Annotated in this window: 10 protein-coding genes and 1 pseudogene; 1 reads left to right on the plus strand and 10 read right to left on the minus strand. The window is 42.6% G+C overall.

Translation table 11 applies throughout. The features are described from left to right. The first annotated feature begins 80 nt into the window (after positions 1 to 80). Positions 81 to 851, plus strand: a complete 771-nt coding sequence (locus AC1DLI_RS25120; RefSeq protein ID WP_477607210.1) for an IS3 family transposase — start codon at positions 81 to 83, stop codon at positions 849 to 851. A gap of 110 nt (positions 852 to 961) precedes the next feature. Here the strand turns inward: AC1DLI_RS25120 and AC1DLI_RS25125 are convergent, their stop codons facing one another. The 10 genes and pseudogenes from AC1DLI_RS25125 to AC1DLI_RS25170 all read right to left on the minus strand — a co-directional run bounded on the left by AC1DLI_RS25125 (position 962) and on the right by AC1DLI_RS25170 (position 15,539). Then, on the minus strand, positions 962 to 2,545 hold the full coding sequence (locus tag AC1DLI_RS25125) for an extracellular solute-binding protein (RefSeq protein ID WP_477607211.1): 1,584 nt from the start codon (positions 2,543 to 2,545) through the stop codon (positions 962 to 964). Positions 2,546 to 2,604: 59 nt separating this feature from the next. Beyond that, entirely contained in the window at positions 2,605 to 4,227 is a 1,623-nt protein-coding gene (locus tag AC1DLI_RS25130) for a response regulator transcription factor (RefSeq protein WP_477607293.1), read from the minus strand. A 9-nt stretch (positions 4,228 to 4,236) separates the two neighbouring features. After that, positions 4,237 to 5,976, minus strand: a complete 1,740-nt coding sequence (locus AC1DLI_RS25135; protein WP_477607212.1) for a cache domain-containing sensor histidine kinase — start codon at positions 5,974 to 5,976, stop codon at positions 4,237 to 4,239. Positions 5,977 to 6,136: 160 nt separating this feature from the next. Next, positions 6,137 to 7,174 (minus strand): LacI family DNA-binding transcriptional regulator, encoded by a 1,038-nt coding sequence (locus AC1DLI_RS25140; RefSeq protein WP_477607213.1) that lies wholly within the window; start codon positions 7,172 to 7,174, stop codon positions 6,137 to 6,139. Between the two features lie 879 nt (positions 7,175 to 8,053). Further along, positions 8,054 to 8,443, minus strand: a complete 390-nt coding sequence (locus AC1DLI_RS25145) for a DeoR/GlpR family DNA-binding transcription regulator (RefSeq protein WP_477607294.1) — start codon at positions 8,441 to 8,443, stop codon at positions 8,054 to 8,056. Between the two features lie 166 nt (positions 8,444 to 8,609). After that, positions 8,610 to 8,846 (minus strand): annotated as a pseudogene (locus AC1DLI_RS25150) (heterodisulfide reductase-related iron-sulfur binding cluster); the annotation flags it as partial. A 265-nt stretch (positions 8,847 to 9,111) separates the two neighbouring features. Further along, complete coding sequence (locus AC1DLI_RS25155) at positions 9,112 to 9,384, minus strand: hypothetical protein (RefSeq protein ID WP_477607214.1); 273 nt, start codon at positions 9,382 to 9,384, stop codon at positions 9,112 to 9,114. A 67-nt stretch (positions 9,385 to 9,451) separates the two neighbouring features. Continuing rightward, positions 9,452 to 10,000, minus strand: coding sequence for an RNA polymerase sporulation sigma factor SigK (gene sigK / locus AC1DLI_RS25160; protein ID WP_477607215.1), 549 nt, complete (start codon positions 9,998 to 10,000; stop codon positions 9,452 to 9,454). Positions 10,001 to 10,024: 24 nt separating this feature from the next. After that, positions 10,025 to 12,745: an amidohydrolase family protein gene (locus AC1DLI_RS25165; RefSeq protein ID WP_477607216.1), complete on the minus strand. Its 2,721-nt coding sequence runs from the start codon at positions 12,743 to 12,745 to the stop codon at positions 10,025 to 10,027. Continuing rightward, on the minus strand, positions 12,735 to 15,539 hold the full coding sequence (locus AC1DLI_RS25170) for a hypothetical protein (protein ID WP_477607217.1): 2,805 nt from the start codon (positions 15,537 to 15,539) through the stop codon (positions 12,735 to 12,737). Before AC1DLI_RS25170 ends, AC1DLI_RS25165 begins: the two co-directional genes overlap by 11 nt. Between the last annotated feature and the right edge of the window lie 273 nt (positions 15,540 to 15,812).

Genomic DNA, 15,812 nt, shown 5'->3' on the forward strand with positions numbered 1-15,812 from the left:
AAGTGAGACAAATCAAAACACCTTCAAGAGAATGTGAACATGTCGTAAGATGTGGATACAACCTTGGAGGTGTTTTTGCGTTGGYAACAAGAGTAAGCTACCCAGTGGAAACAAAGATGAAGGCTATTGAATTGAGATTGGCAGGTGTCCTAGTAAAAGAAGTAATGGAAGAACTGGACATTCGTAATGTAACGCAATTGAAGGTTTGGATGGCATGGTTCCGGAATAATGAGCTCCATCGCCTGGAGCAGCCTGTTGGTAAACTATACAGCTATGGAAAAGGTCCGGAACACACTTCAGAGCTTGAGAAAGTGAAAGCAGAAAATCGGTTTCTGAAGCAACAATTGGACGTTCTAAAAAAGTACAAGGAGATGGAAAGGAGGTGGAACCGCGAGTCGTTGTCGCCTTATTTGCCGTATGGTGGAAAAATGTTATACCTATCGAGTATCTTAGACTTGTTTAACGGAGAGATTGTCGCTAGCAGTATATCAGACAAACAAGATACTGCATTTGTGCTGCACACGCTAAATCAACTGCCAGCTCTGCCAGGTGCTGTGCTCCATAGCGATCAAGGCAGCGTCTACACGTCGCAGGCCTATCAGGAAGCTGTAAAAGGAAAAGGCATTACCATGAGCATGTCCCGCAAGGGTACGCCCGCTGATAATGCCCCCATCGAATCGTTTCATTCCACGCTAAAGTCTGAAACGTTCTATCTCGAAGGGTTAACCTGTACAACGACAGCCATCGTTGAGCAGACCGTTCGAGATTACAACACTTACTATAACTCAATTCGGATTCAAACGAAACGAAATAACCAGTCGCCGATTGATTTCCGACGACTGGCTGTTTAAACTTGAAAGGTGTTTTGATCCCTGTCTCACAAACGGGGGTCAGTCCCATGGAGACACCAGCTTTTTTTTGCGGTAAAATGCCCCTTCCGCCTCGAAGTGAAGACATGTCATTACTTCAGCTTCTGACGTTCCTGATATTGCTTCGTCCACTCCTCCTCAACATCCTTAATACCCATCTTCGCATACTTGGCCAGCAGTTCCTCAAGGCGTGCCCGGGCATCTTTTACGCTATCAGCGATCAGCACTTTCGTAATGTCCATGAGCAGAGCGGATTTTATATTCGCCCAGACGATCCCCGCTTTGCTGTTCGGGTCGATCGTTAAAACGCTCAGGTCCGTTCCGTCAAATTTGAAAAGCTCGGCAATACGGCGATCCTTTTGCTGGTCCGGCGATTCGCTTTGCCTTTCCCAATTATACTTTTGATATTGGTTCAGTTCGAGATAACGTACTCCCGTTTTCTGACTGTAGCCATCCCAATCCTTCTGAAATTCCTTGTAAGCGTTCTGCTTCAGGACCGGTGTACCATCTTTCATTTCCCAAGTCTCGCCTTCGATGCCATAGAAGCTTAACATTTGGCCTTCCGGACTCATGTAGTAATTGAAGAAGCGCATGATCGCTTCGGGATGTTTGGCGTTCTTGGTGATGACCGCCACGTTCCAGCCGACCGTGCTATAGCCCCCCATATAAGGCTTGACACCGTCTTTTCCTGCCGGAATTGCGTAGGCTTTGTAATAAATGCCGGGATCGGTCTTCTTTAGCACCTCATTCGGCGTCCAATAATCCCAAATCGCCGAGTAGCTTGCCGCCCACTTCCCGTTGCTCCGCGCTTCCCTTTTCATTCCGTCGTTATAAGAGAAATTCTCGGGGTCAATCATTTTCTCACGGTACATCTTGTTCAGCCATAGGAGCATGTCCTTGGTGGACTCGTTGAACATAAAAAACTTGACCTTCTGTTCCTTCTCGTCATAATAGCGGTAGTCCTTGTTTTTGCTTCCCCACATGTTCGACATTTCAATAAAAGAACCGTCGTCATAATCCAAACCGAGAGGAAACACTATTTCACCGTTCGTCGTGCTCAGATTGGCATTACGCACCTTGGCTAAATAGGCTTCGAAATCTTCGATCGTCTTGATGTCGGGCCTTCCCATTTTCTCATAAATGTCCTCACGCAGCATGAGGGTTCTGCCGACAGAGAGCTCCCCCTTGTCGCTGAACCAGTTGGGGATCCCGTAAAGATGGCCGTCCGGGTGTTTCAAGCTGTCGATGACATGCTGCGGAATATAAGTACCGATCAGCTTGTCGTACCCGTACTTTTCCGCAAGCACGTCAATTGGCAACAGCGCTTTCGAATTGACATAACCGTCCCACGTCGGCCCGCGGTCCATCCACATCACTTCCGGATAGTCTCCGGACACGAGCATGACATTCGCCTTCTGATCGCCGTCACCGCCGGGACCGCTAAAATCGAATTGAACGCCGGTTTTTTCAGTAATACGTTTCGTGACCGGATCTGCACCCCACTTCTTTCCTTTAAACCAGTCATACATCCACATGGCTTTGACGGTTACATTCGTCATGATATTCGAAGAGTTTTCGGGCGGTATCTGCGCAGCAATCCCCTTCGGTTTCGAATCGGCGCTCCCGCCGGAACAAGAGGCGACCAAAGCCGCGGTCAATGTTGTGGCGATCGCCATGCTCACTCCCCTCTGCCAACGCATCTCAACCACACCTTTCCACTATTTGAAAGCCGTTATTATCCATCCCGCATCAAAGTCAACTTGCGGTAATCGAGAGGCGAGTAGCCACAGCACTTTTTGAATTGCTGGGCAAAATAAGAAAAATGAGAGAACCCGACTGCTTCCGCGACCGCGCTGATCTTCAAGTTTGTTTGGGAAAGCAGACATTTCGCTTCCTCCATCCGGACGTTCAAAATATACTCCGACAAGGAATACCCCGTTTCTCTGCGAAAAATACGGGAGACGTAACCTGCGTTCACATGAACGATCCCTGCGATCGTATCACGGGTAAACTCTTCATGGAAATGCTCTTGGATCCATTGCTTGATCTTCATGACCGCAACGGAATCATCCTTGCAATACGCTTTAAAATAGGACACGCACGTCCGTATTACCTTATCGCACCACCCCACAAAGTGATGAACGGAGCGCCTGGCGGCCGGGGCGGAAAGTAAATCTTCGTCCGGATAGATAGCGGAGATGGAAATTGTTTTTTTATGCGCGGCCATATAAACCATATGGAGGATAGTATAGTACAACGATTCCAGCATTTCCGGATGTAAATCTTGCTCCCGACCCCAATGGTTGATCGTTTTTCTGATTTCCTCCATTAGAAGCTCCTCTTCTCCCGCTTCCAGCAAAGCAGACCACTGTGATGCAGGAAACTGACGGAACGCCCCCTTCAGAAGTTGAGGCGATCCTTCACGCAAGGAAACGACTTGATTCGATGCCGACACACTATCCCGTTCCAGCTTGACGAGCCGCCTATATACTTCTGCCAAATCGGGAACTAGTGTCCATTCGCCGATATAACAGGACAAGCTGCATTTGAAATACCGTATGCATGATTGGATGTATTCCCGGCACTTTCCCTTGATCTGCTCGTCGAGGTGATACGGATCATCCTGTTGATAGGCATCGAGATGAATCAATACGACATTGTGGCCATCCAGGCTCTGTACGGTAGTGCCGCTCCCATCGTGCAGAATGATCTCCTGCGCAGCCTTGCGCAATGCATACTCCATAATCTCCTCATCCCTCAGGCTGAATTCTTCTTTCCAGCGTTCCACGCTGATGAGAATGGGAAGAATAGTTCCGCCTGCTTGGACGGGAATTTCGTAGAGCTGAAACATCGCATTCAGCTTCTCCGGTTCTAATCTGCACCTCTCTGACAGCAAATCCTGCCATATACGCTCCGACATAGAGGGAAGCTGATCTTCCCATAAGCGTACGTATTTATTGTAGGTTTCCCGAAACGCTTCATTTTCTTTGCGCTGCTCCAGCTTCCGTATCATTTCCTTCACGACAGACAGCAATTTATCAAGCTCAATCGGCTTAAAGATATAGTCGTGAATCCCGAGATGAACGGCTTTCTGCGCATACGAAAAATCGGCATACCCGGTCAGAAATACCGACTCCAAGCCGGGATGGTTGTTCACGGCCCACTCCATCAACTCAATTCCGCTTCGCCCCGGCATTTCGATATCCGTAATCATACAATCAACCGGTTCGCGGTTCAGGATTTCGATCGCCTGCTTGGTGCTGTATGCTTTGTAGACAACAGAAACACCGACACCGGACCAGTCGATTCCTTCCGCAATGGCTTGTACCGCTAGTTTCTCGTCGTCAACCACCAGCATCCGATACAATCAAGACATCCCCTTTTCCTGATGATTGTTGCAAACGTTCGGGATCTCCAGGGTCACAGCCGCTCCCTGAGGCTGCCTATTGGCAAAACGGATAGCCACTTCTTCCCCGAAATGCATCCGCAAGCGATGATAGACGTTCCAAATGCCCACACTTTCTCCTTGCCTGTCAAAGTATTCTCCGGTTTGCAACCGTCTTAGCTTCTGTTCCTCAAAACCCTCTCCGTCGTCGAATACTGCAATGAATATTTTCCCCTCCGCCGTATCTGCGTCCATTCTCACTTCAATCGAGATATGAAGAACCGCTTCTTCGCCCTGGAAACCGTGAATCAACGTATTCTCTACGAATGGCTGAATGGTTAGCGGCGGGATCTCGACATCTTCTAGCTGTTTCGGAAGCAGTACCTGATAGAATAGTTGATCCGGAAACCGCAGCCTCTGAATTTCCAGATAATTGGCGATATGGGTGCACTCCTCCTTCAGTGTAACGATCTGACGGTCGGTTCGGATCGTAAAACGGAAGTAATCGGCCAGATGAATCGCCAATTTTTGTACGGTGGCATGATCCTTCAGCACCGCCAAACTATAGATGATATTCAGGGTATTCAAATAAAAGTGGGGTTTGATTTGACTTTGCAAATGCTTGAACTCGGCTTTTTGCACCCTCAATTTCTCTTCGTACATACCGATTGTTAAGCCTTCGATTTCGGAAGCCATATGATTGAATGTCTTGATCAAATAGGCGATTTCCCATTGTGCGGGAACCGGGAGACGAATCCTCAAATTTCCCTGGCCGATCATTCGCATCCCTTTCAGCAAGGAGCTGATCGGTTTAATTAACACACGCTGCAAAATCATAACAAAAATGAAAATGAGAAGAAGTACAATGAACGGAATCGAATAAATCGCTCGTTGAAAAAAAGGCAAGTTCAAGAGCAAATCTTGTTCCGGGATCAACAGCAGCATCCATATGGAAGACTGGGTGTACGGATGCACCATGTATATATAGCTTGCTGCACTTTTGTCATTGATCGTTCCATATTGTCCGTTTTTTTCGTTCCCCGGGTTCAACAATGGATCGGGAAAATCATTTGCGCTTATCGAAGTGAGTACTCGTCCCTCATCGGATACCAGCAAAAATTTGCCTGACTCGCCGAAATTCAAATTTTTCACCGGCTCCATGAACCTGGATTCCGGAATCCAGGCTCCTACATACATTCCGCTCGATCGGACGATACGAATCAGGCCCGATTCCGTGCCGGTGCTAACCCAGCGCCATCGGTCGCCCGATTCAGACGTGTTCACTAAGCTGCGGATCAACGCATTTCGTTCGCGCCCCCGATTCGTATCGTACGATTCGTAATACGAAATCAGATCATCATTGTCAGCGTTATATGCAAAGAACGAATCGACCAGATTGTATAGTCCGTGATCCACATCGAATTTATGCATCAGCATGATTCGAGAGAAGATATAGTCCTCGGATTGTTCGGGGAATATAGCTAGAGTTTTGACATAAGTATCAGTGGTTGCGAGCTTGTACAAGTAGGAGTTGATATCGCTTAAGGATTTATCCATTGCTCGGGTGTGCAGGGACAACAGGTTCAGGTTCGATTGGGCGACTTGCTTGCGGACCACTTCCATTGCGTAATAATTGCTGTAGTACAAAAAGGCCGCCAGAGGCACGATGACGGACAGAAACCCAAAAATGAGTTTGGTTCGCAGCGAGCTGTTGATAGCCATTGATCTCCCCCCGAAAAAACTCTTCTTGTTTATTCCTCCACAACATTTTGAACACAAATCGGTCCATGAAAGTCATGGCAATCGACGGTATATAGCTGCGAATCATTAGCCCCTTCGTTCAGAAAAAGTGTGGTCCTGGATTCGATTCGTACTTTGTACGTCACTCTTTCGTATACCTGCCACTGCTCCCGCGTACCACCAGTGTCGTAGGTATGATTACTGTTAACGGTACTTCTCGCCCTCTTATCCGTTCAAGAAGAAGATTCACAGCTGTTTTCCCCATTTGCTCAGCATAAAGCTTTACTGTTGTCAACGGGGGATGTACATAAGCAGATAAGTCGATGTCGTCAAAACCAATGATCGTAACATCTTGTGGAATCCGGATTCCCGCTTCATGCAATGCACGCATCGCACCGATTGCGATCGGGTCATTCGCGGCAAAGAAAGCTGTCGGCATATCCCCATTTGCAATGGCCGTTAACATGAGCTCATATCCGCTTGCCGAATTCCATTCCCCAATATAGATATCGGATTCCTTACAGTAGCCTTGATCCTTCGCGATTCGTTCGAACGTTCTGTACCGAACTTCAAACTCTTCATCACCCTTGTTAAAACCTGGTTTCAGAGAAAATTCCCGTCCACCTATAAAGCCAATGCGGGTATGTCCCAACTGCAACAAGTAGTTCAGGGCTTGCTCCGTACCGTTCCCTAAGTCAGAAATAACACAATCATATTTTTGATGATCCGGAGGGAGGTTGTTTACAAACACCACACGATTATCGCGGGAATATATTTTCTCGATATCGCTCATAGAAACCTTAGCTACCACAATCATGCCGTCCAAGTGATTCAACGTTTCATCTTGCCTAAACTGATTCATCCTTATGGTTTTCGCGAGTTCAAAACCCGCTTCCCTCGATTGCTTCTCAATCCCTTGCCTTATGGTGTGGAAGTAAGGATCTTCATATTCATCCTCCATCGAACACCACATTAACAGACCAATTTTCGGAATGTTATCCTTCTTTGGCCGCTTTGGAGCTTTCCTCACTTTGTTTTGATATCCCAATTGGTTTGCAATGAAGATGATTCTTTCTTTTGTTTCCTTTGTAACCGAAAGCGTCGGATCTTCATTGAGAACTCTGGAAACCGTTGCAATCGATACCTCAGCCACTTTTGCGATATCCGTTATGGTAGCCAATACCATCAGCCCTTTAGTAAAATATTTGTTATTTTAGTTAAACCGATCCTATCATATGACCTTTTTTTATGTCAATCACAATGTATATCCGGCTAAATAAATGCCATTTTGGTTAAAATGCATTTTTAACTATTTTATTTAACCTTTTTTAACTGATATTTCGTAGGCAAACCGACCGTTATGTTAAAAGATGGATCTCCGTTTCCCATGAAAGCAAAGAAGAGTATTCAATCCTCGAGGGATAAAAACCCAAATACATGTTATTTCCTCCGTTAATGTGCTGGAGGATATAGGCTTTTAATGTTTTCGGACTAAATCCTTGAATACGTTTGTCAGCCTCATACAATCGCCACAGCTCTCTCAAATTCATAACAAAACCTCCCGTTTAGAAGCTCTTAAATCTAGTTTGCTTCTAATAGGAGGTTTTAATCTGAAAGCTTTGAACTAGCGTTCCTTGTTAACTTAAATTCGCCCTTTATCTGCATCTACTTTAATTTTATTTATTATGTGTAATAGCAGCCAAGGTTAGTTAAATGTCGGATGACAAGAACTTGTACCATTCCCGTAACAATGGCTGTGATGCACAAAAAACAGCGATCAGGTTTTTCACTGATAGCTGTTTTTCATTCCCCATGGAATCCCTCAAGTCTATCTAACGGCAGATATGTATTTTTACCGGGATCTAATTTCCCCAAGTAATTCTGCATACTACTTTGTTTCATAGAAGTTTTCGACGATTCCATTGTACTAGACAAATTTATTTGTTCTTTATTCGAGGATCAAGCGGGGAGTTGCATGCTGATAGAAAAGATTACTGAAAGGGAAACACAATCTTGATTTTTTTACATCTTTCCATATTTCAATTTTAATTAACTATTTCTATGCTAAAAAGATGCTTGTCTCAGCCGTTTGACAAATCGAAACCATTTCTTGATTCGGACTTTCGTCCGTAATTATGGCAGTTACGACCTTTAAATCCGCGAAAGAAACCAGCATGCTCGTACCGAACTTAGAGTGATCCATTACAATATACGACTCTTTTGCTTTTTGAATAGCAACACGCTTGATTTCTGCTTCATGCATATTGGAGTTACTGAATCCGTGCTGGGGATGAAGCCCAGTTGCTCCTAAGAATACCTTATCAAATGCCATGCGAGAAATCGTCTCCAGCGTGACAGGCCCTACCATTGACTTGGTCGTATCCATTAATATTCCACCAAGAACTATTGTCGGAATCCTTTTTTCTGACAACTCGGCAGCTACGTTAATAGCATTCGTATCTCCAGCAGATGGTTTTTAAGCAAAAGCAATAAACGATTTCATTTCCGAAAGGTTGTACTTTAATTGTATGGGATGAATTTTTGGAAATCAACAAAATATGTTTCATTTCATAATGTTTTCGTCCTTTTTAAACATTCTACTGCTTGTAACTACTTCATTGCTTCTCGACTTTCAGTCGATCATATAGAAAATCCACGATATGGACAGCTTTCACTCGTTCAGGAGCGCCATGTTTTTCGATCCCATGCTTCATTTGCAGCAAGCAGCCGGGATTGCTGGTCACAATATATTCCGCCTGTGTATGATTTGCATGCACCATCTTATGCTCCAGTATTAGTCCTGCCATCTCCGGTTGCGTCACATTATAAATGCCTGCAGAGCCACAGCTTCTCGTCAACAATTCGTCAACAACATCCCTAAAGCCCTCAAAGACGTAATACGACGAGAAAAGACAAAAGACAACAAAAAAACCCTTGCGCCGCAAGGGTTTTCTAATTGTTATATATGGTACAGTTGACAGGATTTGAACCTGCACGCCCGTTGGACACTACCCCTTCAGGGTCGTTCCCATAATAATTAAATAGGACAACGAAAATCCCAATTTTCGTTGTCTTATTTAATTTAAAAACGCATGAACCAGCTTAATTTTCAACCTCTCAATAACTAATACTACTTCTCCAATATTTAGTCTTTCTTTTCAAACGTTCCTTCAAGTGTCCAATATAAATCTGATCTGGATCATCTGGATTGTATTTCTTGAGGACGGCCTTATTAACCGAATCAATTTCTCTAGCAAAATCATAAGCATTTAAATAAAATCCAAAAGTACGTTTCACAGGCCGGTAATATCGCAGCAATATTCCTTTAGCATCGGCATAGCCTAAAGACTCCAATTCCTTTAATACTTCCTGAATATATGGCTTATCCATCAATGTTTAACCATTTAGCTACCTCTATCTCAAAAGTGAATGTCCCAATAAAAACAGATCAAACAGCTTATCTCTTCGCCTTATAAAACTCATGATACAGCTTCATTAGTGCCCGCTTCTCTATCCGCGACACATAACTCCGCGAGATCCCTAATTCCTTAGCAATCTCCCGCTGCGTCCGCTCATCCCCGCCATGCTCCAGCCCGAAGCGGCCAATGACAACTTCCTTCTCGCGGTCATCGAGTATATCTAAATTCTTATATATTTTGCTCTTCTCAATCTTCAGCTGCACCTTATCCACGATATCATCAGCCTCAGTACCGAGGATATCGATCAACGTAATTTCATTACCTTCCTTGTCCGTGCCAATCGGGTCATGCAAAGATACATCCTTCCGAGTCTTCTTCAAAGACCGCAGATGCATAAGTATTTCGTTCTCGATACAACGAGCCGCGAACGTCGCGAGCTTCGTGCCCTTACCAGTCTGAAAGCTCTCGATTGCTTTGATCAATCCAATCGTACCGATCGAGATCAAATCCTCGAGGTCCTCCCCAGTATTGTCGAATTTTTTGACGTTGTGGACACAACCTGATGTAAGAACCAAACAAGGCCTCATCGCTGCCAGTGATGTACTCTCCCATTAGCACTCTTCACAATAAATCGGGTCACTCAATGCAGTAATAAGATATTTCAATTGGTTGATATAATCGTAATTGCTCACATCGTCACGAATAAAAGAAGTATCCATACCTGATTTGCGTATTCTCTCGATCCACTCCAACGCTGCGCTTTTCCCCACGCCTCTGTAAAGCATTCCATAGTAGAGATATGCAATCTCATTGCTAATATTTGTATTAAATACGATAGGGTCATCTGTATTAATATTAATCATGATATTAGGCAAGTCTTCGTCATTAAGCTTGTTAATCTGGAAAAATTGATTATCGAATATCGATTTCATGTTTCCGATTACATAATTAGATGATGGATTAACCTCGACTACAATCCCATTCATAGCCACTTTATGTTTGACATAACGCTGCATGTCCATCATGATTTCTTGTTCTATGTCCGTCGTCTTCACATAGATAGGCTCTGCCATTCGCTCTAGGTAAACTTTCTCATGATACATTTGTATCAGACTATCTATATCCCAACCTTTTCTCTCATTAGCTGAGTTCTGCTGTTGAGCATTAATTGCCGCACGAACCGTCTCCGGAATAGACTTGAACCTTCGCTTATACACTTCATACAACATCTCGATCGATAAGTGATAATCGAAAGCATCCTTCAAAATGCCTTTAGCCACCTCATGAATTTTGTGCTGTAAGTACGAATAGGTTTTGAAGTTAACATCCGACACCCGAGTATATACGCCCCAAATCCACAACAGATTATCGAGGTATTCGCCCCGTGGAATGATAATGATCCGGTTTTCGGAAACCCAGTCCTCCACAGATACACCTAATGCAATTCCGTGCCCGATGCGATCACCCGAATGGAACTTGCAGAAATCGATCACTTCATCGATGCGGCGGAGTCCGGAATTCAAATGTCTGAAATCTTCGCCCGCATGAAAGGTAAAGAACATGCTCTGTTGCTTGGTGATTGCTGCATTCCGATCAATCGTGAGCATTTTATCATGGTCGCTGTTGCGGGCTGTTTCAAATACAGGTGCAAACACATGGATCGGCGTATTGTTCTCCAAGCTAGCCGCGTCCAAACCAACAATGAAATTGGATAAATAGGGAATTCTATTACGTAAGTTCAGAATAGATTGGACTTTAGTTTTATACTGCTTCTGAATTTGTCCGAAATGCAAGGCTTTCACTCTCTTGTCGTCATCTCTAAAAACAGTCCAATCTTTATCGCTTTCATCCTTCTCCTTCTTCAAATGATATACAATTCCTAATCTTGGGAATTTTGATTCCATATTATCATTGACATTATAATCTTCATCCAATATTTGCTTATAGGCTACCAAAATCTTTAATATTCTTCCACGATTGGTTGCATCCGTATTGGATATCGACAGCCTAAATTCAACCTTCTTCAAATATTGGTTCTGAAACAAGTTTCTGAGCATATCCAGATAATAGCTATCGTCCTGATTATCGAAGCCCTTGGTTGCCCTGCTAAAATACTCTTGGAAATAATCCAAACCATTAAGCGTCTTAGATTGATTCACCTGCTGGTAGAATTCATTTTTAATTCGGATGTATCGAAAGAACATAAACATAAATTCGTTAAAAACTTTGTCCTTCGCGTTGTTTTCTTCCAGCTGTTTTATATATTGCATCACTTGATGCAAGTAAATATTTTCGCCATAGGTCTTAATCGTGGCTAGTTTTTTAAAAACAAGCAATATCCAGTCGTTCCCATCCTCCTGCTCTTCATTTCCAAATTCATTGTTCAGTTTCACTAGGCACTCCGACAAATCAACAACGCTGGCAAACTGGCTTTCATCAAAACAGATCGAGATAATCTTCTGTGCATTAGGATAATTTTTACTAATCCAAGAGCTGATTGGCTTTGTTTCGCCTGATTCCATATAGCGAGCCAAGACAAGTCGAATGATGTGAGCTGTCAGAATATACTCTTTGATTTGTTCAGAATGGCAAGTTAAAGAGCTTTTGAAATTCTCCAAGTAACCCCCTATACGACTCTTAGCAAACTTCCCATTGAAATTCATGCATTGCTGCCATAACATGGAAAAGGTAAACGCCGCGCTCGCATGCAAATGATTCTCTGCCACTCCATTGCGCAATACATCATGCAAAGGCGCATCCGCCAGATTAATATGCTGAAATAAGCCGTTAAGCTGAAGCGGGTCTGTTAATTTATTAGCAGTATAATAGCTTGCAATTAGCAAATCCATTGGAATGATTCGGCTCAGCATGCTGAACATATGAACCTTGTCTAGTTCCGTATAGGCATCCCAAACATCAACGTAAGGGGTATCGCTATCCGAACGCTCATGCTTCCAATATTTAAATACCATCTCACCATCCCGATGAGACAATAGAGCACGCGCAAATTCTTTTAGTAAACCGGAGTAGTGATTATACAGCTTTCTCTCCATTCGGGCTTCATCCATCTTCAGTTCCTGAAAATACTTCCGGAACAAGTAGGGATGAAACTTTTCCATGTAGAGATCGATTTCATCCAGACTCGATGGGGCACATTGCGATAATAAGGCGCGATAGACCTTCTCCTTAAAGAGATCGCCTAACTTAGTGCGTTCTTTCGTGTGATTATGGATCGCAAGAGCCGTCTCTACCAACACTTTATTTTGCGCGAATAACAGATCTTTGAAGGGGATGAAAGCTGCATGCAGCATGAGATGCATTTTATCCAGCATCGTCATCTTCCCCAGAAACTTCGTCCTCCCAAAGCTCCATACCCAGCATTTTCAAATCTCCTGTAGCCAGCTGTTTCGCTTGATCGAAGGCTTCATCAAGCTTTACTCGCATTTCCATTTTCACTTGTTCATATTCAGTATCCACAAAAACAGATGTATTCACTTTATTTAAATAATGAATGAGATTTTTAATGACCCATAGTTCATCGGCCAACAAAATAGCGGGATCTAAATAGGCCTGTGCTTGAAGGTCCGCTGAGAGCTCTTTCGCTTCTTTTCTCCCATACCATACTTTAAAATTGTTAGATAGATCCTCAAGTAGTAACCTGCAATTACGATAGGTGTTGTAATCCGTATAGTCTCCTAGAAGCTGTCGGAATTCTTGTTTTACTTTGCTATAGTTTGTACCTGAGCTACCGTCGACTCCCTTATCAAATACATTAAGTTGAAGATTAATGATTGAGCTGTCTCTCCATAAGATCCTTAGCTTTCCTTCATTTGATATCGCTCTTTTAAATCCATTAAACAACTCTTTATAAAAGTCAGATATCAATCTGCTGATAATATTAATTTGATTTGGTTTAAACTGCCCACTATCGGTTTGGTTATGAGTCAGCTTATTTAAAACCGTTCTAAGCCGACTAGCTGCCGGATTACTTCTAACGTTTTCATTAACTATCAAATCCTTAAATGAATGATTAAAATCATCACTATCACGAGTTTGAATTTGAATAATCATATTAATAAAAAGCTCTATTACATAATCAGTATTGTACTGTGGCATTGTCGTTAATTTACGCCAATAACCTTGACCTTTCGGATATTCATACATGCTTTGATAGTAAACAAAATCTTTTCTTCTTGTACTTGTGTTATTTAGAAATTGAAGAACATTGTGTACATACCGATTCTTACGTTTACTCTTACTCGTAACATAAGCATCATAATAAAGATTCGTAAGCAAGTCTGGTTCTTTGTCATTACTCAGTAATTTATTAATCTGAAGCAGCATCCACTGGTCTTTTATTTCATTCGTATAAATTGATTCCTCATTCGCTTTATTGTAAGATTCTATTAACCAATTACTATGCTCCTCAATCTGGTTAATGAAAAAGAGCGAATTTTGAAAACTGATAAAATTCACAATTGCCTTTGCAACTCTACCTAGTTTTACAAGATTTATATCATCCAAATTATCCATCTTCAGCAGGTTAAGAAGCAGCTTATTTTGTAAAAAGTTACGAACCGCCTCATCATAACGTACCTCCTTAAGCAGCTGTTGAATGATTTCGCCGATAATGACCAATGGAAGAAGCAATGCAAAATCCAACACAATAATAGCTGAATTATCTTCTTTCTTGTTGAGTGCTACAACTTCTTCAAGCTTGGAATAATGAAGAATGGTGCTACTAGCATCATGTCCCCACTGAATAAAACCGTTGATTATATCCGATTGCTTTGCAAGAAGTGTTGTTGACGACAGCAGGATCGTGTCGATTAAGGATTTAACCGTATTAAACCAATTTTGCTTCTCCTCATCACTGAAACCTTGATGTTTTTGCCAAAAATCAGGATAGCGCTCATTGATTTCGTGAATATGGTAGTACACATTAATGATACCCCTCGGTGTAGTGTCAAATATACTATAGCTATTGTTGATTGGCATACGCTCTTCGCTGCCATCTGTTGTATAGCTGAATACATTTTTCACTCCGAGCAAACGATCCATCACATCCATCAGCGACTGTTTCCCAAAAGCGAATTTAGGCAGCGTATTTATATTCCACTTCAATAACTGATGCCGTCTGGCAGGAGGAATTATCTTTTTCAAATATTCATGCGCAAGAAATTGTTTTCGATCTTTAATGGAATGTTCCGCATTCACTTTAAAATGAACACTCAGATTCCCCTGACTGAGCCGTTCATCCTGAATAAGCCCCAGCATAATGGATTCCTGCATAATATAGTAATCGCCCGACAAGACCGTAATGATGTTAGGATGATTGGCATATTGCAGAATCGCTTCGACCAGTTCTTTGCTTCGAGTCATTTTCAAATCAATATCATCAATGAACAAGAATAGAATCGGCTCCTCCTCCGATTTCCGAATGCTTAAGTGCAATAGGGCACGCTGATTCTCAATAAAGGACGATATTAGCCAATGTAGTTTTTCCTTAAACTCGATATCAGGCGTAAGCAACCGCGCAGATTTTCTAATATGGGTTGCTAGATCGTCATAGGTGTGAATCAACAGCTTGCGGTACTCACTTGCTGTATACATATGATATTCAATTAATTCATTCAGGCTGTTCTGCAAGGGATTATTCGATTTATAAATACCTTTGCTAAAATATTCGTCAAAACCCTCTTTCCCTTCCAAATCCCGTAAATTCAACTGTTGAATTCGTTTCAGCTGCTGTTCAACAGCCCTTTTGAGAAGACCCACAACGGAGCCCATAATTTTGCTGTTATCACCGAAAAGGTCTGGTTCAATGATAGGAAGAATGATATTATGATGCGCCATAATGGAATCTGAATCCTGTACATCTGGACTCAACTTATTAATAAGCGTATAGAGCACGGATGTTTTACCCGTACCTCTTGCACCGAATATCCCAATTGTGTTGTTGACATCTTTTCTTATATTTTTTGATTCCTGAGCGCCTATCCGCAACTGCTCGATCTGCTTGACTAACAAATCGAATGTAGGCAATATTTTATAAACTTCCTCCTTCAAATCTCTGGCTCCTATAAAAACCCCAGATTTCTGGGATTGCTTATCGCTGCTACTCATCGATCTTCCTCCTTCAAGACTAAGAAAAATAGGTTTCAATATTGTATCAATATTACCAGAGTCTTACTGCATTTTTTACAATCATAACACAAAGTTCGACATTGGATAATCTTTCAATAGTACAGAATGACTACAAAATAATATATATATACCATCTTGGAAATTGCAAACAAAGCTCGTCTATCCAGCATGAGATGTCCCATTCGTTATTAAACTTGCTAAAGAAAATTATTTGAAAGGATTAGCCTGCGCAATAGGGTAACATGGTGTGCT

It is taken from the genome of Paenibacillus sp. 01T443 (assembly GCF_056398325.1).

Coding starts and splice junctions, on each gene's coding strand:
- AC1DLI_RS25130 (WP_477607293.1), bottom strand. CDS start 4,227: ATGCTGGTGGTTGACGACGAGAAACTAGCGGTACAAGCCATTGCGGAA.
- AC1DLI_RS25165 (WP_477607216.1), bottom strand. CDS start 12,745: ATGCTGGATAAAATGCATCTCATGCTGCATGCAGCTTTCATCCCCTTC.
- AC1DLI_RS25155 (WP_477607214.1), bottom strand. CDS start 9,384: ATGGATAAGCCATATATTCAGGAAGTATTAAAGGAATTGGAGTCTTTA.
- AC1DLI_RS25170 (WP_477607217.1), bottom strand. CDS start 15,539: ATGAGTAGCAGCGATAAGCAATCCCAGAAATCTGGGGTTTTTATAGGA.
- AC1DLI_RS25135 (WP_477607212.1), bottom strand. CDS start 5,976: ATGGCTATCAACAGCTCGCTGCGAACCAAACTCATTTTTGGGTTTCTG.
- AC1DLI_RS25125 (WP_477607211.1), bottom strand. CDS start 2,545: ATGGCGATCGCCACAACATTGACCGCGGCTTTGGTCGCCTCTTGTTCC.
- sigK (WP_477607215.1), bottom strand. CDS start 10,000: ATGAGGCCTTGTTTGGTTCTTACATCAGGTTGTGTCCACAACGTCAAA.